Source organism: Aeromonas sp. 603404 (genome assembly GCF_049171775.1).
GTDB classification, from domain to species: domain Bacteria; phylum Pseudomonadota; class Gammaproteobacteria; order Enterobacterales; family Aeromonadaceae; genus Aeromonas; species Aeromonas veronii_A.
Genome location: NZ_JAAKPE010000011.1, coordinates 72855 through 95572, shown reverse-complemented (window position 1 = coordinate 95572; position 22718 = coordinate 72855). Strand labels below are relative to the sequence as shown.

Here is a 22718-nt window from a genome sequence, read left to right as displayed (position 1 = left end):
GACTCACCGGTATGATTTGATGTTATGTCAACCAGAGGATGATGTCATGACACTTTGCTTAATCCTGCTGGCGCTGTTACTGAGTGGCTGCAGCCCGGTCACTGAGTCAGAAGAAACACCCGCCCTGACCCGGGTGATCGCCCAGCCGCTGCAAGCCAGCGATCACTACCCGGTGCTGCACCGCTTCAATGGCCGGGTGATCGCCCCCGAGCACAGCCAGATAGGCTTCGAGCTGGCAGGGCGGATCGCCACTCTGCACAAGGGACGCGGAGAGCCGGTCGCGGCCGGCGAACTGCTCGCCACACTGGACACCCGGCTGCTGGCAGTGGAAGCCAAAGAGCTGGCCGCCCGGGCCGCCCAGAACGAGGCCGAGCTGACCCTTGCCCGGCAGACGCTCGATCGACTCACCGCCCTGCGCCAGCAGCAGTTCAGCTCCCGTCAGGCGCTGGATGAACAGCAAGGCAAAGTCCGCATGCTGGAGGCAAGCGCCAACCAGCTGGCCGCCGCCCTCGAAGCCAACCGGGTCAAACAGGAGAAATCACAGCTGCGCGCCCCCTTCAACGGAATCGTAGTCAGCCGCGAGCAGGCATTGGGGGCCGTGGTAGCCGCAGGCCAGCCTCTCTTCTCCCTGACCCGCAGCGGCCAGTGGGAGGCCGATATCGGCGTGCCGGTGAAACAGGCCGAGTCCCTGATCGTCGGCCAACACTACCCCCTGCAAAGCGGGGAGCAATCACTGGAGGGGCGCCTGCTTAATCTGGGGGTACAAGTGGACGGGCAGACCCACACCCGCACCGCCCGCTTCCAGCTGATCCGGGGCGGCGAACAACTGGCAGAGGGGCAACTGATCACCCTGTTGCATCAGACCCGCGAGCCCACCCGCGCTTACGAAGTGCCGCTCACCGCACTGACCCAGGGATTGCGCGGCAGCTGGACCCTCTACCTGCTCAACGACGAAACGCCACCCCGAGTGGTCAGTCGGGACGTCACCCTGCTGCAGCAAGATGGCGAGCGGGCCTGGATCAGTGGTGCCCTGAACGGACAAGAACAGCTGGTGACCGATGGCCTGCATAAACTGGTGCCGGGCCAGCAGGCCACCCTGACAACCAGCGTGGATCATCAGGCGGCGCATCCGGAGCCACAGTCATGATCCGCCCGTTTATCGAGAATGGCCGACTGCTGCTGTTGACGGTCGCACTGCTGCTGACGGCCGCCTTTGCGGCATTGCAGACCCTGCCCAGAACCGAAGATCCCCAGCTCACCAGCCGTTTTGCCAGCGTGGTTACCCACTTCCCCGGGGCCAGCGCCGAACGGGTGGAAGCGCTGGTGAGCGAGCCCATCGAGAACCGGCTGCGGGCCCAGAGCGAGATCAAGCTGATCGAGTCGAGCTCTCGCCCCGGTCTCTCCATCATCAATCTGGAGCTCAAGGATGAGGTCAGCGATGTCGAGCCTGTCTGGTCCAGAGTCCGTGACCGGCTGGCAGATCTTGCCGCCGGACTGCCAGCCGGCGCCAGTGCCCCCAAGCTGGATGACGAGAAAGGCTACCCCTTCACCCGGCTGGTCAATGTGGTCTGGCGCGGGCCGGGCCAGCCGCAGCTGGATCGCCTCGCCCGCTACAGCGCCGAGCTGGAACGCCGGGCTCGCCAGCTGCCGGGTACCGAATACGTCGAGCGGGTCGGGGCACCGCAGGAGGAGATCGAGGTACGGTTCGATCCCCTCGCCCTCAGTGCCAGCGGCATGAGTGGCGAACAGCTTGCCCAGGCGCTGAGTGGTGCCGATGCCAAAGTGGCCGCCGGGGAGCTGCAGGGCAGCCACAATCGCTTTCAGGTGGAGATCCGCGGCGCCCTCGATACCCTGGAGCGGATCCGCCAGATCCCGCTGCGTACCGGCGAGCAGGGCCAGACCCTGCGCCTTGGCGATCTGGCCGAGGTACGGCGTACCCTGCACCAGCCGGAGAGCCAGCTGGCCTTTGCCAATGGTGAGCGGGCGGTGGTGGTCGGCCTGCGCATGGCACAGGATCACCGCATCGACCTCTGGTCGGCACGGGTCGATACCATGCTGGCCCAGCTGCAACAGGACTTGCCGGATAATATCGGCCTCGTCACCAGCTTCGATCAGCAGCGTTATACCGATCAGCGGCTCGACACCCTGCTCATCAACATTGTGCAGGGTTTTCTCATCATAGTGGCCGTGCTGCTGGTGACCTTGGGGGTCAAGGCCGCCATTATCGTGGCCCTGTCGCTGCCGCTTACCGTGGCGTTCTCATTCGCCTGCATGAACCTGATCAATCTGCCCATTCACCAGATGTCGGTCACCGGTCTGGTGGTGGCGCTCGGGATCATGGTGGACAACGCCATCGTCATGGCGGATCGGGTGCAGTATCAGCGCCGCCACGGCATGGCCATGAGTGCCGCCGCACTGGAAGCCATCGGCCACCTCTGGCTGCCACTGCTGGGCTCCACCCTCACCACCATGCTCGCCTTTATGCCGATCATTCTGATGCCGGGCCCGGCGGGCGAGTTTGTCGGCGGCATCGCCTGGGCGGTGATCTGCTCGCTGCTGGGATCCTACCTCATCGCCCACACCCTGGTGGCTGGCCTCGCAGCCCGCTGGATTGGCAGTGACCAGGGGGGACGCTGGTATCAGGATGGCTTGCACCTGCCCCGGGTGAGCGCCCGTTTCCAGCAGAGCATCGCCATGGCGCTGGCTCACCCCTGGCGGACCCTGCTGCTGGTCAGTCTGCTGCCCCTGCTCGGTTTCTGGGTGGCGGGCCGCCTCACCGAACAGTTCTTTCCCCCTGCCGACCGGGACATGATCCACATCGAGGCCAGCCTCTCCCCGCAGGCGAGCCTGGCGCGCACTCGCGAGCTGGCACTGAGGATCTCCGCCGAGCTGGCCAGCCTCCCCGAGCTGGTTCGCCAGGATTGGGTGGTGGGCGACAACGCCCCCAGCTTCTACTACAACCTGGTGCCCAGAAAACAGGGGCGGGCCGATTACGCCCAGGGGATGATCACCCTGCAGGATGCCGATGCTGCCGAGCGGCTCATTCCACAACTGCAGCAGCGGCTCGATGCAACATTTCCCGAAGCGCAGATCCTGGTGCGCAAGCTGGAACAGGGGCCGCCTTTCAATGCCCCGGTCGAACTGCGGCTGTTTGGCCCCGACCTCGAACAGCTGCACCGTCTGGGAGAGGAGCTGCGCAGTCTGCTCGCCAATACCCCGGCTGTGGTGCAGACCCGCGCCACCTTGCAGGCCGGGGCACCCAAACTCTGGTTGCAGGTCGATGAGGAGGCCGCCCGACTGGCAGGCATGAGCCTGACCGATGTTGCCTCCCGGCTGGCGGGCGCACTGGATGGCAGGTTGGGTGGCACTGTGCTGGAAGGCACCGAGTCAATCCCGGTTCGAGTGCGACTGGCCGAGCCCTTGCGTCAGGATCCGGATGCGCTGCTCAATGTGCCGCTATCGCTCACCGGCACCGGCCAGCAAGGGGCTGCCAATCTCACCTTGCGGGCACTGGCCACTCCCGAGCTGCTGCCAAGCTGGGGGGAGATCAGCCGTCGGGATGGTGAGCGGGTCAATGTGCTGGAGGCCTATCTGGCGGTCGGCGTACTGCCGCAAACTGTGCTTGAGCAGGTCAAAGAGAGGCTGGCCGCCAAGGCGCTGGCGTTGCCACCGGGCTATCGACTGGAGTTTGGCGGGGAAGCCGCCAAGCGGGATGAATCGGTGGGCAATCTGATGGCCCATGTCAGCCTGGTCGCCGTGCTGCTGGTGGCCGTGCTGGTGCTCAGCTTCAACTCGTTCCGGCTGGCGGGCATCGTCACCCTGGTGGCGATCCAGTCGGCGGGACTCGGGCTGCTGTGGGTCTGGCTGCTGGGGTACCCCTTCGGGTTTACGGTGATCATCGCCCTGCTGGGACTGATGGGGCTGGCCATCAACGCCGCCATCGTCATTCTGGCTGAGCTGAGGGCAGACCCGCTGGCACAACAGGGCAATCTGCCGCAGATCCGTGACCTGGTGGCCGGTTGCAGCCGCCACATCGTCTCGACCACCATCACCACGGTGGGCGGCTTCATCCCGCTATTGCTGGGGGGCGGCGGCTTCTGGCCACCCTTTGCCATCGCCATCGCCGGTGGCACAGCGCTGGCGACCCTGCTCTCGTTTTACTTTGTGCCGGTGGCGTTTGTGCTGTTCAACCGTCGCCGTCCTGACCCGGTGCAGGAGAACTGCAACGCGCAAGATCAGTTGTCGGGCTGACCCAGCATGGCTTTGAGCCGCTCTTCCAGAGTGGGCTCGGGGGCCTTGAGGGTCGCCATAAAGAGTTGCTCGATACCGGCCTTGTCCTGACTTTTCACGATAAACACCAGTCGGGACTGGGCCTTGCCCTCCGGCCAGTCACCCAATGCCTGCAGCGGATAGAGCTGGCCGTGGACGCCGTGGATCACCACCGGCTGGCTCTCCCCTTCCAGCTGCAAGATCCCCTTGAGACGCAGCAGGGCATCGCCATACTGCGCCTGCACCGCATCGATGGCGGCCAGTAAACGAGAGGGCTTGAGCGGCTCGCCGATGCGCAAAGAGAAACTCTCGATGTTGCCGTGCTCGAAGTGGGTGGGCGCAGCCGTGCCCACCTTGGCGGCGAACGGTTGCATCTTCGGCTGCATCGGTGACGCCAGCCCCTGCTTGGGGGATTCGGTGCGCAGCCAGGCAAGCAGCTGGCGCACATCGCGCCCCGCCGCTTCGTTGTAGGCGCCGAGCTTCTCCAGCACCGCTGGCGACAGTTCACCATTGGTCACCCGCTCGATCGGGGCCGCCGGATTGAGTGCCGCCAGCTGGGCTTCGACCCGCGCCAGCTGCTCGTCATCCACCAGATCGCCTTTGCTCACCACCAGCAGATCCGCCAGCGCTACCTGTTTCACCGCTTCATACTGGACCGCCAACTGCTGCTCGATATGACCGGCATCCACCACGGTGACAGTGCCATCGAAGCGGTAGCGCTGGGCGATAAAGCCCTCTTCGCGCAGGGTAAAAAGCACGGGGGCCGGATCTGCCAGACCGGTGGTCTCGATAATCAGCCGCTTGAACGGTTTGATCTTGCGCTGGATGGCCTTCATAAAGAGCCCCTGCAACGCCTCCACCAAAGAACCCTGCACCGAGCAGCAGATGCAGCCGGAGTCGAGCAGCATCACCTGCTCATCCACCTGCTGCACCAGATGGTGATCCAGCCCCACCGAGCCGAACTCGTTGATCAGCACGGCGCACTCGCCAAGCTCCGGCTGCTTGACCCAGTGGTTGAGCAAGGTGGTCTTGCCGCTGCCGAGAAAGCCGGTCAGCAGGGTCACAGGGATACGGGTATCTTGCATATCGGTCATGTCAGATCCTTACCGGTTGGCAAACAGGTCGCTGAGCCAGCGGTTTTCAAAGCGGCCGTGGGGGTCGAGCTCGGCTTTCAACGCCACGAAGTCGTTCCAGCGCGGCAGCAGGGCCGGGAAGTCGTAGAGATCCATCGCCAGATGTTTGCCGAAATGGGGAATGCCGCCGAGCGGCACCAGCAGTTGCTGCAGCTCGCGCATCTGCTCCATGGAACCGTTAACGAAGGTGCCGTCCGCCGCCAGATAGACCAGAAAACCGATCCAGCAGACCGACTGGCCATAAGCGGCGCTAAGCCAAGCCTCGGAAGGGCCGGTACAACGCAGGATAAAGGGATAGTGCAGCACGCCCGGATTGGCCTGCTGCCAGGCCTGCAGGGTCTCCAGCGCCTCGTTCATGCGATGAAGCGGCACCGCCACCTCACAGTTGATCTGAGGTGCCGGGATCCCCTTGCAGAGAATTTGGTAGACGTTGCCCACCAGATCGGAGGCATCCTTGAAGCGGCGCACCGTCTCGAAGTGCTCGCCAGCCAGCGCCTCATCCTTGGTGTCTTTGGCCATCTTCTGCATGGTGGCGTCGATAGTGGCATTAAGAGCAGCGTTCATGCGGGCGTCGATATCGCCATCCAGCAGCAGCGGCTCGCTACCACCGGCGCGATAACGGGCCACCTCCTCATCGGAGGCAGGGTCCACCAGCCAGATGTGACTCTCGCCGGTCCAGGCAAACCACCAGCTCTTCACAAAGCCATGCTCGTGGTTGAGCCGCTCGTTGTGCTCCAGCAGGAAGGGGTAATCGGTGGTGAACTTGGTGCAGCGCATAATGCGGTTGGACACGGTGCGCAGGGTGACGTCGAGCAGGATGCCGAGCATCCCCATCCCCATCACGAAGGCACCGAAGCGCGGGTCGGTGCGATCCACCAGGATGATGTCGCCACTGGCCAGCATCACCGTCATCGCCTCCACCGCATCGCAGAGGGCAGACTGGTGCAGCCCCTGACCGTGGGTACCGGTGCTGAGGGCGCCGCCCAGGGTCTGGATGCCGATAACGCCCGGGGATGCGGGCAGCATCCGCTCCATGGCGATCAGCTCGGCATAAACGGTATCGAGCGGCGTACCCGCCTGATAGGTCACGGTATCGGCGGTTTTGGCCAGCTGGCCGCGCAGGTGGTGCAAGTCCACCAGCAGCGCCTGACTGCCCTCGGCATAGACGCTGTGGATGGGTTCGAAGGAGAGGCCGGAGCCGATAAGGCGCAGCTTGCGTTCGGGGTGTTCCCGCAGCAGCGCTTGCAGCTCGTCGCGGCTTTTCGGGCGCCACACCTGATCCAGCGCCCCGAGGGGATTGGTTCTCGACCAGTTGAACAGCACCTCCCGATTACCGATCGCCTTGATGCTGTGAAATGCCTGGAACTGAACCGTCATACCGCGCCTCATCTTTTACTGACGTCAAAATGAGCGCTGATTCTACCGAAAAGCGAGCCGCAAGGCATGAAAAACAAGCCCCTGCACTCGAGGGGGGATAGGGAGAGAGCACTTCCCTACCCTGCCAGAGGGGAACGTGGCCGCCCGTCTGTCACCGATAGATCAGGTGGCGTTCGGGATGCCTCGTACCCCATCTGGCTGGCGGGTCTGAGCCTCTTCCGGCAGCAGCTCCTCGCAGAACTGGCGCAGCGGCATGGGGCGGGCAAACAGGTACCCCTGCAGATAGTCGACCCCCTTGGCCCTGAGGTAGTCAGCCTGACGCTCGCTCTCCACCCCTTCCGCCACCAGCGCCAGACCGAGCCGGGTCGCCAGATCGATCACGTTATCCACAATATGCTCCGAGAGCGACTCGGTACCGATGCGGGCGATAAAGGATTTGTCGATCTTGAGGTAATCCACATGAAACTGCTGCAGGTAAGCCAGGCTGGAGTGGCCGGTGCCAAAGTCGTCGATAGCAAGTTTGACCCCCATCTCGTCCAGCTGGCGGAACAGGGAGAGGGTCTGGGGATCTGACATCAACAGCTCCCGCTCGGTCAGCTCCAGCACCAGTACCACCTTGCCGGGGAGGAAATGCCCGAGGAAGGCGCGGCACTCGGCCAGCAGGGCAAAATCGTGGCAATGGGCGGCACTGATGTTGAAGCTGATATGAAACCCGTCGGGCAACTGCTCCTGAGAGCGGTTCAACCGTGTCGCCACCTGCTTCATGATATGGGTGGTCATGGGGACGATCAGTCCCGACTCCTCTGCTTGCGGAATAAAGAGATCGGGCCGGATCACCCCTTCATTGACATGTTCCCAGCGCATCAGCACCTCGGCGCCCATCATCTTGCCGTCGTGGCTGGCAATCAGCGGCTGCAGATAGGGAACAAACTCCCTGGCCCGCAGGGCTCGTCGCAACTCATCTGTTGGCGAGCCGGGCCGCCCCAGCACCCACCACACCAGCCAGGCCAGCAAAAGCGAGGAAACCGCCAGCCACGACAGCGCCACATGCCGCGCGGCCCACAGCGACTTCCAGTAGACCGGCATGGCATAACCGGCATGGATGGTGAAAGGATAATGGGATGAGGTGAGGGCCTGGCTGATCCCGCGATGGAGGGTGGGCGCCTCGCTCAGATAGCGGCCCGACTCATTGAGCCAGGCAGACCCCACCTGCAGATAGAGCGCACTGGATTTTCCGCTCATGGAGAGCATGAAGCTGAGCTGGGTACTGTCGATGGCGCTCAAGGCGGCATCCTTGCCCTGCTCGGTGCGCACTACCAGCAGCGGGTGATTTTGCCGCACCCGGTTGCCACTCATCAGCAGCAGCTTGCGGCCGGTGTAGATGGAGCCGTCATCGGCATCATTGGCTTCACCAAACAGCGAGGTGCAATTGATGATGCCGTTTCGCACCAGATTGACCGAACGTAGGAAAGGCTCGATGGCGACCTTCTTGCGCAGCACCAGCAGGTTGTCGCGACAGGGAGCCTTCACCAGAGGCAGCACAGAGCGGTTGGCCTGCTCCGCATGATCCAGCATCGACTCCATCAGGGTTCTGGCCTTGTGGGCCGAGGCGCTGGATTCCGCTTTCAGCTCCTGCACATAATTGCTGTGGATGAGCCAAGCTCCCACCAGCAGCGGCAGGGTAAAGACCAGCAAGGCACCGCCGAAGCGTAACCCGGTTCGGGAGAGATCGATCCTGAACAGAAACATAAAGAACCACGCCGCAATTCGTCAGGCCTGCCAACGCAAGCACCCAGTGAACAGATATCCACTTTCCCTCGATAACGATGCCTCATCATTACCGCACATAACCGAACAACATAACCCAAAGCGTTTATAAAACGAACCACCAAACAGGTGGTTGGATCTCTCTAGCAAGGATCGTGCAAACAATCTTCAAAAAAGACGGTGAATAACACACAAATAAATAATGCCGCGTAAATACGCGGCATTATTGGCTTCTTATCGCGCAAATTGCGCAAGAACTCCGTTAAACGGCTTGCTGCAGGATCACCGCATCAGCCTTCTTGGTGTAGGAGGCGATCTCGTTGAAGTTGAGGTAGCGGTAAGTATCTGCCGCAGTGGCATCCAGCGCCTTGGCGTACTGCAGGTACTCCGCCACAGTCGGGATCTTGCCGAGGATGGCGGCAACGGCGGCCAGCTCCGCAGAAGCCAGATAGACGTTGGCACCTTTACCCAGACGGTTCGGGAAGTTACGGGTGGAAGTGGAGACCACCGAGGCCCCTTCCGCTACCCGCGCCTGGTTGCCCATGCAGAGGGAGCAACCCGGGATCTCGATGCGGGCACCGACGCGACCAAAGATGCCGTAGTAGCCCTCTTCGGTCAGCTGATCCTTGTCCATCTTGGTGGGCGGCGCGATCCACATGCGGGTCGGCAGCTCGCCCTGATACTTCTCGAGCAGTTTGCCGGCGGCACGGAAGTGACCGATGTTGGTCATGCAGGAACCGATGAACACCTCGTCGATCTTGTCGCCAGCCACGTCGCTCAGCAGACGGGCATCGTCCGGATCGTTCGGCGCACAGAGGATTGGCTCCTTGATGGTGGCCAGATCGATCTCGATGATTTCGGCGTACTCGGCATCCTTGTCCGCTTCCATCAGGGTCGGGTTGGCCAGCCACTCTTCCATCCCCTTGATGCGACGGGTGATGGTGCGCACGTCACCGTAGCCTTCGGAGAGCATCCATTTCAGCATCACGATGTTGGACTTCAGATACTCGATGATCGGCTCTTTATCCAGCTTGATGGTGCAACCGGCGGCAGAGCGCTCGGCGCTGGCGTCAGCCAGTTCGAACGCCTGCTCTACCTTCAGGGTCGGCAGGCCTTCGATCTCGAGGATGCGGCCGGAGAAGATGTTCTTCTTGCCTGCTTTCTCGACGGTCAGCAGCCCTTTCTGGATGGCGGCATAGGGGATGGCATGGACCAGATCACGCAGGGTGATGCCCGGTTGCAGCTCGCCCTTGAAGCGCACCAGCACGGATTCCGGCATGTCCAGCGGCATCACGCCGGTGGCGGCGGCGAAGGCCACCAGACCGGAGCCCGCCGGGAAGGAGATACCGATGGGAAAACGGGTGTGGGAGTCACCACCGGTACCCACGGTATCCGGCAGCAGCATGCGGTTCAGCCAGGAGTGGATGACGCCGTCACCCGGACGCAGAGAGACACCGCCGCGATTCATGATGAAGTCCGGCAGGGTGTGGTGGGTCTGTACGTCGATGGGCTTGGGATAAGCTGCGGTGTGGCAGAAGGACTGCATGGTCAGATCGGCGGAGAAGCCGAGACAGGCCAGATCTTTGAGCTCGTCGCGGGTCATCGGGCCCGTGGTGTCCTGAGAGCCGACCGTGGTCATCTTGGGCTCGCAGTAAGTGCCTGGGCGAATGCCCTTCACGCCGCACGCCTTGCCCACCATCTTCTGGGCCAGGGTGAAGCCTTTACCGGTATCGGCCACCGGCTGCGGGCGACGGAATACGGTGGAGAACGGCAGACCCAGCGCTTCGCGGGCCTTGTCAGTGAGTCCGCGACCGATGATCAGCGGAATACGGCCACCGGCGCGCACTTCGTCGATCAGCACGTCGGTTTTCAGTTCAAACTGCGCCAGCACCTGTTCGGTGCCGTGTTTGCAGATCTTGCCGGCATAGGGGTAGATGTCGATCACATCGCCCATTTCCAGCTTGGAGACGTCCACTTCGATGGGCAGGGCGCCGGCATCTTCCATGGTGTTGAAGAAGATCGGGGCAATCTTGCCACCCAGACAGACACCGCCAGCGCGCTTGTTCGGCACGAACGGAATGTCGTCGCCCATAAACCAGAGCACCGAGTTGGTGGCGGATTTACGGGAAGAGCCGGTACCGACCACGTCACCCACATAGGCCAGCGGGAAGCCTTTCTCTTTCAGGGCATCGATGGTCTTGATGGGGCCGACGGCGCCATCCTTGTCCGGGGTAATGCCGGGACGAGCGTTTTTCAGCATCGCCAGCGCGTGCAGCGGAATGTCCGGGCGGGACCAGGCGTCCGGTGCCGGCGAGAGGTCGTCGGTGTTGGTTTCGCCGGTCACCTTGAACACGGTGACAGTGATCTTCTCGGCCAGTTCTGGGCGGGAGAGGAACCACTCGGCATCAGCCCAGGACTGCATCACCTGTTTGGCGTGGACATTGCCCGCCTTGGCCTTCTCTTCCACGTCGTGGAAAGAGTCAAACATCAGCAGGGTGTGGGAGAGCCCCTTGGCGGCAAGCGGCGCCAGAGTGGCGTGATCCAGCAGGTCGATCAGCGGTTGAATGTTGTAACCACCCTGCATGGTGCCCAGCAGCTCGACAGCTTCGGCGGCAGTCAGGATGGGAGAGTGGGCTTCGCCCTTGGCGACGGCGGTGAGGAAACCGGCTTTGACATAGGCCGCTTCATCAACACCGGGGGGAATACGGGAGGACAACAGCTCTTTCAGAAAGTCTTCTTCGCCAGCGGGCGGGTTCTTGAGCAGCTCAACCAGGGCGGCGACCTGCTCTGCATCCAGAGGTTTGGCAACCACGCCTTCGGCGGCACGTTCTGCGACGTGTTTACGGTATGTTTCAAGCACGACTAATTCCTCTTTGGTCTTTTTTTGGGGTTCGCCCACGCTCGCGGCGATCGTCCTTGCGGGACACCCCGTAGGGTGCTCCCCACTATATAAGTTTTAACGACTAATTAAAATCCAAACCCTGTTTACTTATTCACCACAAAATCGTAACCAATTAAACATGCTGGTATTTTTTGATAATTAATTGAACGCCATCAATCAGAGTTAACAAATTGGCATCATTTCGGCATTATTCGAACGTACTACCCAATTGCAGATAGAAGACGTCATTGCCCCCCTCCGCCATGCCGTAGCCGAGGAACACAGGGCCGAGGAAGCTCTCCACCCCGACATAAAGCGACCCGGCGGTAAACGAGCTCTCCAGACTGATATCCTCCCCCTTGTTCCAGACCCCGCCCTGCTCCAGAGATCCGCCCAGATAGAGCGGCATCTTGAGGGCACCGAAGTCATTGTCTGCCACCCGATAGATGTAACGCAGGCCACCAAACAGGCTGTAGCGACCGCTCAGCTGGTAGCGCTGGAAACCTGAGAGGCGGAACAGCCCGCCCAGATCCTGAATATGCAGTGGCACCACCTCTTCACTGCCCGAGCCACCCCCTTCGAGGATCAGGTTGAGGCTGTGCCTGTCCCATGACCAGGGCTTGATCATGGAGAGTTGATAATTCCAGCCTTCACTGCGGCCATCTGCCGACTCGAGTCCATCCACACTGACGTGGGAGTGGCCCAGTTTCATATCCCACTTCACCCCCTGATAGGGGAAATAGCGGCTATCCAGATTGTCGTGTTCAAAGCGGACATAGGGGCCCCACGCCGTGGCATCCCCTTGCAGCTCTTTGAAGTTTTTGATCTCGATACTGCCCGTCTGCCCTTCCAGCCCCATAGACAGGCGGCTCCAGGGCTGACGATTCCAGCCGACCGCCAGATCGGCGCTGAAGAAGGAGTACTCGGTATCGAGATAGGTAAATATCGGTTCGTCCGGATCCGGATTAAAGAGGCTTCTCTGGGTCTGGTCATAGGCCAGGCTCGCCTCGCCATAGAAGGTCTGGGAGGGCTCCAGCGGTGTATAGAAGTCGGTCTTGATATGTTTGGCCGTGCCCAGTGATGCCTCGGTCAACCACTCGGCCCCCCACTCGTTGACGTTGGTGAGGGTGTAGGACATGCCGACGTTGTAGTTGGAGGTATTCTCGAAGTCATCGGTGAAACCGAACTGGAAGTTGAGGTAACCAGGCCCCCAGTTCTTCTCGCTGGCATCCACTACCAGCACGTTCTCCCCATCGCGCTCCTCCACTTCATAGGTGATGCGGTCAAACGACTCCAGCGCATAGAGGCGGCGAATGCCAGCCTCCAGACTCTCGTTGGTCTGGATCTTGTCCGGCCGAACCTTCAGCATGGCGTGCACCGTCTCGTCGGAGAGGCGCGACTTGTTGATGATCTCCACCTTGTCGATGAAGTAGGCGGGTTGACCACTTCGCTCGGCACGGCGGCTCAGCTTCTGGTTGCGATAGGCGTTGTACTGCGCCTTGGTGAGCGACAGCTTATCGAGTTGCAGCGACGCCTTGTACGCCGCCGCCTCACCCATTTTGATCCCCTCCGGCATGCGGGCAAAGTCGGCGATCCCCATATCGCCAAACTCGGGAGCGATCAGTATGTCTTTCGGCCCCATCAGCGCCTTCTGCTTGTCGGTACCCACCTGGGTCATGTAGGTGGTGAGCTGGTCGATCATCGCCAACCCTGACTTGAGTGATTCACGGGTACGCAGCTTGGCACCGATATCCACCGCGATCACCACGTCGGCCCCCATTGCCTTGGCGACATCCACCGGCATGTTGTTAACGCTACCGCCGTCCGCCAGGATGTGCCCCTCCCACTCCACCGGCTTGAGGGCACCGGGAATAGACATGGAGGCCTGCATTGCCTTGGCCAGGCTGCCGTGATCCAGCACAAAGGGGGTGACCGTCTCCATGTCGGTCGCCATGGCGCGGTAGGGAATGGGGAGATCGTCGAAGCTCTCCTGTACCGGCAGGTTGGAGGTGGCCCCCCGCAGCAGGCTGGCCATGGATTGGCCCTGGAAAAAACCGTCCGGCAGCTGGGTGGTGTCGCCATTCACCCCGATATCGGTGCGCAGCTGATACTGCTCGTTCTGCTGCTTTTTACGCAACGACAGCTCGTCGCGGCCCACCTTGTCCTGATAGCCCTTGTTCCAGTCGATGGCCAGGGTAGTGCGCTCCACCTCCTCGGCACTGAGCCCCATGGCGTACATCCCCGCCACATAAGAGCCCATGCTGGTGCCGACTATGATGTCGACCGGAATCCGCTTCTGCTCCAGCACCTTGAGAATGCCGATATGGGCCGAGCCCTTGGCGCCGCCACCACTGAGCACCACCGCAATCTTCGGGCGCTCCCCCTGTGCCGCCACAGCCAGCAGCGGCATCGCCGCCAACATCACCAAAAGCAGACGGGTCCATCCCGCACCTAAGCTGCGCATCATATTTTCCATATTATTCAGAGGGTCAGTCACCAAGGATGGCCTCTACTATAAGGGGCCCGGCAGTTAGCGCAACCGTCAATCCGCATCCCGCCTGTGCTGCATGGCGAAGGGGCACGCCGCCGCCCCTGTGAGCGCAAACGTAATCCGCAAATAAAGGGCTGCAAGCCTCATGGGTACCGCCGCGCTGCCGCTAATATGAGCGTCGTCAATCTCAACCTTTTGAGCACCTTTATGCTGGCAACCCTCACTCTTAAACAGAAAATACTGGCCACGGTCACCCTGGCCGTGGTCGTCTCCTGCCTGCTGGTAGGCTACTTCAGCCAACGCTCGGCCCAGCAACTGATCGAAAACCGGATGTTCGAGCAGGAGCTCCCCAACCTGACCCAGCGGATCAGCAAGGAGATTGAACAGGATCTCCACGGCATCGCCCAGGCCGCCCGCCAACTGGCCACCGACCGCTTCATCCTCGACTGGGTGGAGCGGGGCATGCCCAAAGAGCAGGAGCCAATCCTCATCAACCAGCTCAAGGATGTGGCCAACCAGTATGGTCTGGTGACTGCCTCCTTCGCCGATCGCCAGAGTGCCGCCTACTACAACCAGGATGGCTTTCTGCGCAACCTGACCCCCACGCAAGATGCCTGGTTCTATGACTACACCAAGAGCCAGAAGGAGATGACCCTCAGCATCTTCCGCGAGAGCAACGGCGAGGTGAAGCTGTTCGTCAACTTCCAGCAGCTCAACGGGCGCGGGCTGGCCGGCTTTGCCAAATCCCTCGACACCATGGTGACCATGGTCTCCAACTTCCGGCTGGAAGAGAGCGGCATCGTCTTTATGGTCGATGGCAGCGGCAAGGTGAAGCTGCACCCCGAGGCCAACCGCATCGAGCGTGACACCCTTGGCAACATTGCCAGCGGTGATACCGGCAGCCTGCTGGCCAAACGTCCCTTTGCCGTTATCAACGCCGAAGTCAATGGCGAGCCCATGGTACTGGCCAGTAGCTATATCCCGCTGCTCGACTGGTATCTGGTGGCCCAGGTGCCAGAAGCCGAGATCTATGCCGAGCTGGATCAGACCCGCAACGAGATCCTGATGATCTCGCTGGTGATTGCGCTGGTCATGGGGCTGATGGGGATGCTGCTGGCAGGTTCGGTCAGCCGCCCGCTCAACGAGCTGGCCCGCCTGTTCAAGGAGCTGGGCAGCGGCGATGGGGATCTCACCCAGCGCCTCAAGGTGGAAGGACGTGACGAACTGAGTCAGGTCGCCACCGGCTTCAACAACTTCGTCGCCAAGATCCACGGCTCCATCGAGCAGGTGGCAGAGAACTCCCGCCAGCTCGCGGCCACCGCCAACGAGGTGGCCAACAAGGCACAGCTGACCCAGCACAACTGTACTGCCCAGCGCGATCGCACCGTACAGGTGGCCACCGCCATCCACGAAATGGGGGCCACGGTGAGCGAGATCGCCGGTAACGCTTCGCTGGCAGCCGAAGTAGCCAGACAGGCCAACGATCAGGCCGATGCAGGGGCAGTAGTGGTAGCGCAGGCGCGCCACGGCATCGTCGACCTCTCCGGCGAGATTGAGCAGGTGGCAGGGGTTATCGAGTCGCTGGCGAGCCAGACCGACTCCATCGGTAGCATCCTCGAAACCATCCGCAGCATCTCGGAGCAGACCAACCTGCTGGCATTGAACGCTGCTATCGAGGCTGCTCGCGCCGGTGAACAGGGTCGCGGTTTCGCCGTGGTGGCAGATGAAGTGCGCAATCTGGCCAACCGCTCCGCCGCATCGACTGCCGAGATCCAGGGGATGATCAACCGCTTGCAGGAGCAGAGTGCCCGCGCCGTCAGCGCCATGGCACAGGGGCGCAACCAGAGTCTGGAGGTGGTGAGCCAGGCCGATGAGGCCAACGCCGCCCTCGGACAGATCACCGCCCACATCACCCAGATCAACGACATGAATATCCAGGTCGCCACCGCCACCGAGGAGCAGTCTAGTGTAGTCGGCGAGATCAACCGCAACGTGGAAGATATCAACCAGCTCACCATGGAGACCGCCGATATCGCCCACCAGCTGACCGAGTCCAGCCGCAGCCTGCAGCAGCTCTCCGGTCAGCTGGACAAGCTGGTTGGCAACTTCCGGTTGTAGTCTGCATCCCACTTATGAAGACTCACCAGAGGGCGCTGCGGCGCCCTCTGTCATAGCCACGGCAAACGGTGACGCACGGCCATTCAACCGCCGTTATGCGGCTCTCGAAATGCCTCATAATCAGGGAAATATGAGGAGGAGTTATGGGCAAACTGATAGTGATGGTGTTGCTGGGAGGAGTGCTCAGCGCCTGCAGCAACGGGCCGGTGCGGGTACACGGGGCGGATGTGAGCGTCGATGACACCCGCATTCGAGTCTCGGATGGCAGCAGTGGCGGCTATGGCACCTTCTGCCCGCCCGGTCAGGCCAAAAAGGGGCGTTGCTAACCTCTGCGCCAAATCCCAAAAACAAAAAGCCGCTCATTCGAGCGGCTCTTTCATGAAGCTGGCAGAAGATTACTTTTTCTTCTTGGCCTTGGCGTTCGGCAGGTCGGTGATGGAGCCTTCGAACACTTCGGCAGCCAGACCCACGGACTCGTGCAGAGTCGGGTGAGCGTGGATGGTCAGCGCGATGTCTTCGGCGTCCGCACCCATTTCGATGGCCAGACCGATTTCACCCAGCAGTTCACCACCGTTGGTACCCACGATGGCACCACCGATGACGCGGCCGCTCTCCTTGTCGAAGATCAGCTTGGTCATACCGTCTGAGCAGTCGGACGCAATGGCGCGGCCGGAAGCAGCCCACGGGAAGGTGGCGACTTCGAAGTTCAGACCCTGTTGCTTGGCTTCCTTCTCGGTCAGACCAACCCATGCCATCTCTGGCTCGGTATAGGCGATGGACGGGATCACTTTCGGGTCGAAGTAGTGCTTCTTGCCGGCGATCACTTCGGCGGCAACGTGACCTTCGTGAACACCTTTGTGTGCCAGCATCGGCTGACCCACGATGTCACCGATGGCGTGGATGTGGGCCACGTTGGTACGCAGCTGCTTGTCCACCTCGATGAAACCGCGCTCGGTCACGGCAACGCCTGCCTTCTCGGCATCCAGCATCTTGCCGTTCGGCACACGGCCTACGGCAACCAGCACGTTGTCGTAACGAACCGGCTCGGCCGGGGCGTGCTTGCCTTCATAGGAGACGTACAGGCCGTCTTCGCGCGCTTCAACTGCGGTGACCTTGGTCTCCAGCATGATGTTGAATTTCTTGGCCACACGCTTGGTATAGATCTTGACGATGTCTTTGTCGGCAGCCGGAACCAGCTGGTCGGCAAATTCCACCACGTCGATCTCGGAACCCAGAGAGGAGTAAACGGTACCCATCTCCAGACCGATGATGCCGCCACCGATAACCAGCAGTTTGCCGGGAACGGTTTTCAGCTCCAGCGCATCGGTAGAGTCCCATACGCGCGGGTCATCGTGGGGGATGAACGGCAGCTTCACCGGACGGGAACCGGCCGCGATGATGGCGTTGTCGAAGGTCACGGTAGTCTTGCCGTCTTCCCCGGTCACTTCGAGCGTGTTCGGGCCGGTAAATTTACCCAAGCCGTTAACAACCTGAACTTTACGCATCTTGGCCATGCCAGCCAGACCGCCGGTCAGCTGGTTGATAACCTTCTCTTTCCACAGACGGATCTTGTCGATGTCGGTCTGCGGTGCACCGAAGACAATGCCGTGCTCGGCCAGCGCCTTGGCTTCTTCAATCACTTTGGCAACGTGCAGCAGCGCCTTGGAGGGGATGCAGCCCACGTTCAGGCAGACGCCACCCAGGGTGGAGTAACGCTCGACGATAATAGTATCCAGACCCAGATCGGCTGCACGGAAAGCAGCGGAATAACCGGCAGGGCCAGCACCCAGTACTACGACCTGGGTTTTGATTTCTTTACTCATCATGACCTCTTTGTCGTTCTTATATCCCCGGACAGCGCAGTCTTATACCGAAACGGGTGGCTGCAGCCGTGAAAAAAACGGGGCAAGTTTACGATCATGTTAATGAAATGAGAAGTAAAAAGGGCAGGCTCTGGGCCCGCCCTCTCACTTACAGGACCAGTCGACGAATGTCGGACAGCACGCCGTTCATGGTGGTGATGAAGCGAGCCCCATCGGCACCATCGATCACGCGGTGGTCGTAGCTCAGAGCCAGCGGCAGCATCAGGCGCGGCGCGAACTCTTTGCCGTTCCACTTCGGCTTCATCTCGGACTTGGAAACACCGAGGATGGCCACTTCCGGCGCGTTGACGATCGGGGTAAAGCTGGTACCGCCGATGCCACCCAGGCTGGAGATGGTGAAGCAACCGCCCTGCATGTCGGCAGCGGTCAGCTTGCCGGCACGGGCCTTCTTGGAGATCTCGGCCAGATCGCGAGACAGCTCCATGATGCCCTTCTTGTTAACATCGCGCACCACGGGCACAACCAGACCGTTGGGGGTATCTACCGCCACACCGATGTGGATGTACTTCTTCATGATCAGCTTGCTGCCATCTTCGGACAGGGAGCTGCAGAAGCGCGGGTGAGCTTCCAGCGCCTTGGCGGCGGCTTTCAGGATGAACACCAGCGGGGTGATCTTCACGTCAGCCTTCTGCTTCTCGAGCATCGCGTTCTGCTCTTTGCGGAACGCTTCCAGCTCGGTGGTATCGGCTTCGTCGAACTGGGTGACATGAGGGATCATGACCCAGTTGCGGTGCAGGTTCGGACCGGAGATCTTCTGGATCCGAGTCAGCTCGACCTCTTCCACATCACCGAACTTGCTGAAGTCTACTTTCGGCCACGGCAGTACGCCCAGACCGTTGCCACCGGCTACGCCGGCAGAGGCAGGAGCGGACTCGGCACGCTTGATGGCATCCTTCACGTAGGCTTGCACGTCTTCTTTGACGATGCGGCCCTTGCGACCGGAGGCCTTCACCTTGGCCAGGTTGACGCCAAACTCGCGCGCCAGACGGCGTACCGCCGGAGAGGCGTGTACATAAGCGTCGTTGGCAACGAAATCGGTCGCAGCGGCAGCAGCCTGAGCAACCGGAGCCGGAGCAGCGGCAACAGGGGCTGCAGCGACCGGGGCGGCAGCTTGAGCAACCGGCGCGGCGGCAGGAGCAGCGCCAGCCACTTCGAATACCATGATCAGGGAACCGGTGGAGACCTTGTCACCCGCCTTCACCTTGATCTCTTTGACCACACCGGCGAACGGCGCAGGCACTTCCATGGAGGCCTTGTCACCTTCCACGGCGATCAGGGACTGGTCAGCTTCAACCTTGTCACCCACGGCAACCATGATCTCGGTGACTTCCACTTCGTCGCCACCGATATCCGGTACATTGACCTCTTTGGCAGCGGCGGCAACCGGGGCAGCAGCCACGGGCGCGGCAGCTTGAGCCGGAGCAGCAACGGCAGCAGGCGCAGCGCCAGCCACTTCAAATACCATCACCAGAGAACCGGTAGAGACCTTGGCACCAGCGGCAACTTTGATCTCGACCACGCGACCGGCAAACGGCGCTGGCACTTCCATGGAGGCCTTGTCACCTTCCACGGCAATGATGGACTGGTCGGCTTCAACCATGTCGCCCACGGCAACCATGATCTCGGTCACGTCCACTTCGTCGTCACCGATGTCCGGTACGTGCACATCTTTGCGCACGGCAGCGGCAGGTGCGGCGGCCGGAGCAGCGGCAGCCGGTGCAGCCACTTCAGCAGGGGCGGCAGCGCCTTCGGCTTCGAAGATCATGATCTGGGAACCGGTGGCAACCTTGTCGCCTACCTTGATCAGGATCTCTTTAACGATACCGGCAGACGGGGCCGGTACTTCCATGGAGGCCTTGTCGCCTTCTACCGCGATGATGGACTGGTCCAGCTCGACCTTGTCACCCACGGCCACCATAATCTCGGTGACTTCAACTTCATCGGCGCCGATATCCGGCACCATAATCTGTTTGGACATTGTGCTTTATCCTCTTGCGTCGATCCGCGTGACGGGTTGATGCCGCCACGCACATCTCGCGTTAACCGTTTTAAATCCTGGCAGGGTCACGCCGCATGACGGCGCGACCCTTGATCCACTTACGCGTACAGCGGGTTGACCTTGTCGGCATCGATGCCGTACTTGGCGATGGCGTCGGCCACAACCTGCTTGTCTACCTCGCCGCGCTTGGCCAGTTCGGTCAGAGCAGCAACCACCACGTAGAACTCGTTCACTTCGAAGTGACGACGCAGGTTGGCACGGCTGTCGGAACGGCCGTAACCGTCGGTACCCAGCACGCGGTAGTTCTCGGTCGGAACGAAGGCGCGAACCTGATCGGCGAAGGACTTCATGTAGTCGGTCGCAGCGATGGTGGCTTCGGAACCCAGTACCTGAGCGATGTAGGGAACACGCGCTTCAGAGGTCGGGTGCAGCATGTTCCAGCGATCCGCGTCCTGACCGTCACGGGCCAGCTCGTTGAAGGAGGTGACGCTGAACACATCGGAACCGATGCCGTACTCGCTGGCCAGGATCTGGGCAGCCTTGCGCACGTGACCCAGGATGGAACCACAACCCAGCAGCTGAACTTTCGCCTTGGCACCGGCGACGGATTCCAGCTTGTAGATACCCTTGCGGATGCCTTCCTCGGCGCCTTCCGGCATGGCCGGCATGGCGTAGTTCTCGTTCAGGGTGGTGATGTAGTAGAACACGTTCTCCGGGTTCTCACCGTACATGCGGCGCAGGCCGTCCTGTACGATCACCGCCACTTCATAGGCATAGGACGGGTCGTAAGAGATGCAGTTCGGGATGGTGTTCGCCAGGATGTGGCTGTGACCATCTTCGTGCTGCAGACCTTCGCCGTTCAGGGTAGTACGACCGGAGGTTGCACCCAGCAGGAAGCCACGGGCTTGCTGGTCACCGGCTGCCCACGCCATGTCGCCGATCCGCTGGAAGCCGAACATGGAGTAGTAGATGTAGAACGGGATCATCGGGCAATCGTTGGTGCTGTAAGAGGTCGCAGCAGCCAGCCAGGAGGACATGGCGCCCAGCTCGTTGATACCGTCTTGCAGAACCTGACCCTGCTTGTCTTCCTTGTAGTAGGAGACGATGTCGCGGTCTTGCGGGGTGTACTGCTGACCGTGCGGGCTGTAGATACCGATCTGGCGGAACAGACCTTCCATACCGAAGGTACGGGCTTCGTCAGCGAGGATCGGAACGATGCGCTTGCCGATGGACTTGTCTTTCAGCATCACGTTCAGGGAACGCACGAACGCCATGGTGGTGGAGATTTCGCGCGCTTGCTCGCCCAACAGCGGGCCGAAGGCATCCAGCGCCGGGATTTCCAGCTTGGTGGTGCTTTCGCGCAGACGGGTCGGCAGATAGCCTTTCAGGGCTGCACGACGAGCATGCAGGTACTTGTGCTCTTCACTGCCCTCTTCGATCTTCAGGTACGGCAGATCGGCCAGCTGCTCGTCGGCCACCGGCAGGTTGAAGCGGTCACGCAGGTGACGCACGGAGTCCAGCTCCATCTTCTTGACCTGGTGAGCGATGTTCTTGCCTTCAGCCGCTTCACCCATGCCGTAACCCTTGATGGTCTTGGCCAGAATAACGGTCGGCTTGCCCTTGGTCTGGGTCGCCTTGTTGAATGCGGCGAACAGTTTGCGAGGATCGTGACCACCGCGGTTCAGAGCGAAGATCTCCTCGTCGGTCATGTCTTTGACCAGCGCGGCAGTTTCCGGATAACGGTTGAAGAAGTGCTCGCGGATGTAGCCACCGTCGCGGGACTTCATGGTCTGGTAGTCACCGTCCACGGTCTCGTTCATCAGCTGGATCAGCTTGCCGGAAGTGTCTTTCTTCAGCAGCTCATCCCACTTGCGACCCCAGATCACCTTGGTCACGTCCCAACCGGCGCCAGCGAACAGGCCTTCCAGCTCGTTGATGACCTTGCCGTTACCGACAACCGGACCATCCAGACGCTGCAAGTTGCAGTTAACCACAAATACCAGGTTGTCGAGCTTTTCACGCACGGCAACGGTCAGGGCACCTTTGGCTTCCGGCTCGTCCATCTCGCCGTCACCCAGGAAGGCGTAAACGGTCTGCTCGGAGCAATCCTTGATGCCACGGTCGGTCAGGTACTTCAGGAAACGAGCCTGATAGATGGCGGCGATAGGGCCCAGACCCATGGAGACGGTCGGGAACTGCCAGAAGTCCGGCATCAGTTTCGGGTGCGGATAGGAAGGGATACCCTTGCCATCCACTTCCTGACGGAAGTTGTCCAGCTGCTCTTCGGTCAGACGACCTTCGGCGAAGGCACGGGCATAGATACCCGGGGAGATGTGACCCTGGAAGTAAACCAGGTCACCACCATCCTTCTCGTTGCGAGCACGGAAGAAGTGGTTGAAGCAGACATCATAGATGGTCGCAGAAGAAGCGAAGGAAGACATGTGACCGCCCAGGTCCAGGTCTTTCTTGGAGGCGCGCAGCACGATCATCATGGCGTTCCAGCGGATGATGGCGCGAATGCGGCGCTCCATCTCCAGGTCGCCCGGGTAGTCCGGCTCTTCGCTGGACGGGATGGTGTTGATGTAATCGCGGTTTGCCTTGGCAGCCACGTCCACACCGCTTGCGCGGGCTTTCTCGGCCAACTGTTCAAGGATGAACTGAGCGCGTTGGGGACCCTCTTCACGCAGCAGGGATTCCAGAGAGGCAAGCCACTCCAGCGTTTCTATCGGGTCCACATCGTTCTTCAGGATATCAGACATGGCTGGTTCCTATTTTGTTGTGATTGCACGGCATTGCACGG

Annotated in this window: 12 protein-coding genes; 4 read left to right on the top strand and 8 right to left on the bottom strand. The window is 61.1% G+C overall.

Going from position 1 to position 22718, the window contains the following annotated elements; all coding sequences use genetic code 11:
* Window positions 1-46 precede the first annotated feature (46 nt).
* Window positions 47-1147, top strand: coding sequence for an efflux RND transporter periplasmic adaptor subunit (locus tag G5306_RS14885; protein WP_421313073.1), 1101 nt, complete (start codon window positions 47-49; stop codon window positions 1145-1147).
* Window positions 1144-4251 carry an efflux RND transporter permease subunit gene (locus G5306_RS14880; RefSeq protein ID WP_421313072.1) on the top strand — a complete coding sequence of 1036 codons (3108 nt, stop codon included), beginning with the start codon at window positions 1144-1146 and terminating at the stop codon, window positions 4249-4251. Before G5306_RS14885 ends, G5306_RS14880 begins: the two co-directional genes overlap by 4 nt.
* Here the strand turns inward: G5306_RS14880 and G5306_RS14875 are convergent.
* The 5 genes from G5306_RS14875 to G5306_RS14855 form a co-directional block, all read right to left on the bottom strand.
* Window positions 4236-5363 (bottom strand): CobW family GTP-binding protein, encoded by a 1128-nt coding sequence (locus tag G5306_RS14875; RefSeq protein ID WP_421313071.1) that lies wholly within the window; start codon window positions 5361-5363, stop codon window positions 4236-4238. The genes G5306_RS14880 and G5306_RS14875 overlap by 16 nt on opposite strands.
* Before the next feature lie 9 nt (window positions 5364-5372).
* Window positions 5373-6779 carry a D-arabinono-1,4-lactone oxidase gene (locus G5306_RS14870; protein ID WP_421276349.1) on the bottom strand — a complete coding sequence of 469 codons (1407 nt, stop codon included), beginning with the start codon at window positions 6777-6779 and terminating at the stop codon, window positions 5373-5375.
* A gap of 162 nt (window positions 6780-6941) precedes the next feature.
* Window positions 6942-8528, bottom strand: a complete 1587-nt coding sequence (locus G5306_RS14865) for an EAL domain-containing protein (protein WP_021231269.1) — start codon at window positions 8526-8528, stop codon at window positions 6942-6944.
* 280 nt (window positions 8529-8808) lie between these two features.
* The gene (gene acnB, locus G5306_RS14860) at window positions 8809-11406 is read right to left on the bottom strand and encodes a bifunctional aconitate hydratase 2/2-methylisocitrate dehydratase (protein WP_005355080.1); all 2598 of its coding nucleotides are present in this window, start codon (window positions 11404-11406) and stop codon (window positions 8809-8811) included.
* 229 nt (window positions 11407-11635) lie between these two features.
* On the bottom strand, window positions 11636-13891 hold the full coding sequence (locus G5306_RS14855) for a patatin-like phospholipase family protein (RefSeq protein WP_421313070.1): 2256 nt from the start codon (window positions 13889-13891) through the stop codon (window positions 11636-11638).
* A gap of 234 nt (window positions 13892-14125) precedes the next feature.
* Between G5306_RS14855 and G5306_RS14850 the strand changes: the two genes are divergently transcribed.
* Together G5306_RS14850 and G5306_RS14845 are read left to right on the top strand one after the other, a co-directional pair.
* Complete coding sequence (locus G5306_RS14850) at window positions 14126-16036, top strand: methyl-accepting chemotaxis protein (protein WP_421313069.1); 1911 nt, start codon at window positions 14126-14128, stop codon at window positions 16034-16036.
* A gap of 143 nt (window positions 16037-16179) precedes the next feature.
* A complete protein-coding gene (locus G5306_RS14845) occupies window positions 16180-16362 on the top strand; it encodes a hypothetical protein (protein ID WP_128834316.1) in 183 nt (60 codons plus the stop codon).
* Window positions 16363-16431: 69 nt separating this feature from the next.
* Here G5306_RS14845 and lpdA read toward each other — a convergent pair whose 3' ends face one another.
* From lpdA to aceE, 3 genes are all read right to left on the bottom strand, one after another.
* Window positions 16432-17859: a dihydrolipoyl dehydrogenase gene (gene lpdA / locus G5306_RS14840; RefSeq protein WP_005341659.1), complete on the bottom strand. Its 1428-nt coding sequence runs from the start codon at window positions 17857-17859 to the stop codon at window positions 16432-16434.
* Window positions 17860-18007: 148 nt separating this feature from the next.
* Window positions 18008-19897, bottom strand: a complete 1890-nt coding sequence (gene aceF, locus G5306_RS14835) for a pyruvate dehydrogenase complex dihydrolipoyllysine-residue acetyltransferase (protein WP_204419767.1) — start codon at window positions 19895-19897, stop codon at window positions 18008-18010.
* A 119-nt stretch (window positions 19898-20016) separates the two neighbouring features.
* The gene (aceE, locus tag G5306_RS14830; RefSeq protein ID WP_421313068.1) at window positions 20017-22677 is read right to left on the bottom strand and encodes a pyruvate dehydrogenase (acetyl-transferring), homodimeric type; all 2661 of its coding nucleotides are present in this window, start codon (window positions 22675-22677) and stop codon (window positions 20017-20019) included.
* Between the last annotated feature and the right edge of the window lie 41 nt (window positions 22678-22718).

What these genes read in the sequence shown, in the direction of transcription:
- G5306_RS14885 (WP_421313073.1), top strand. Translation starts at nt 47, where the DNA reads ATGACACTTTGCTTAATCCTGCTGGCGCTGTTACTGAGTGGCTGCAGC.
- G5306_RS14880 (WP_421313072.1), top strand. Translation starts at nt 1,144, where the DNA reads ATGATCCGCCCGTTTATCGAGAATGGCCGACTGCTGCTGTTGACGGTC.
- G5306_RS14875 (WP_421313071.1), bottom strand. Translation starts at nt 5,363, where the DNA reads ATGACCGATATGCAAGATACCCGTATCCCTGTGACCCTGCTGACCGGC.
- G5306_RS14870 (WP_421276349.1), bottom strand. Translation starts at nt 6,779, where the DNA reads ATGACGGTTCAGTTCCAGGCATTTCACAGCATCAAGGCGATCGGTAAT.
- G5306_RS14865 (WP_021231269.1), bottom strand. Translation starts at nt 8,528, where the DNA reads ATGTTTCTGTTCAGGATCGATCTCTCCCGAACCGGGTTACGCTTCGGC.
- G5306_RS14855 (WP_421313070.1), bottom strand. Translation starts at nt 13,891, where the DNA reads ATGCGCAGCTTAGGTGCGGGATGGACCCGTCTGCTTTTGGTGATGTTG.
- G5306_RS14850 (WP_421313069.1), top strand. Translation starts at nt 14,126, where the DNA reads ATGCTGGCAACCCTCACTCTTAAACAGAAAATACTGGCCACGGTCACC.
- G5306_RS14845 (WP_128834316.1), top strand. Translation starts at nt 16,180, where the DNA reads ATGGGCAAACTGATAGTGATGGTGTTGCTGGGAGGAGTGCTCAGCGCC.
- lpdA (WP_005341659.1), bottom strand. Translation starts at nt 17,859, where the DNA reads ATGAGTAAAGAAATCAAAACCCAGGTCGTAGTACTGGGTGCTGGCCCT.
- aceF (WP_204419767.1), bottom strand. Translation starts at nt 19,897, where the DNA reads ATGTCCAAACAGATTATGGTGCCGGATATCGGCGCCGATGAAGTTGAA.
- aceE (WP_421313068.1), bottom strand. Translation starts at nt 22,677, where the DNA reads ATGTCTGATATCCTGAAGAACGATGTGGACCCGATAGAAACGCTGGAG.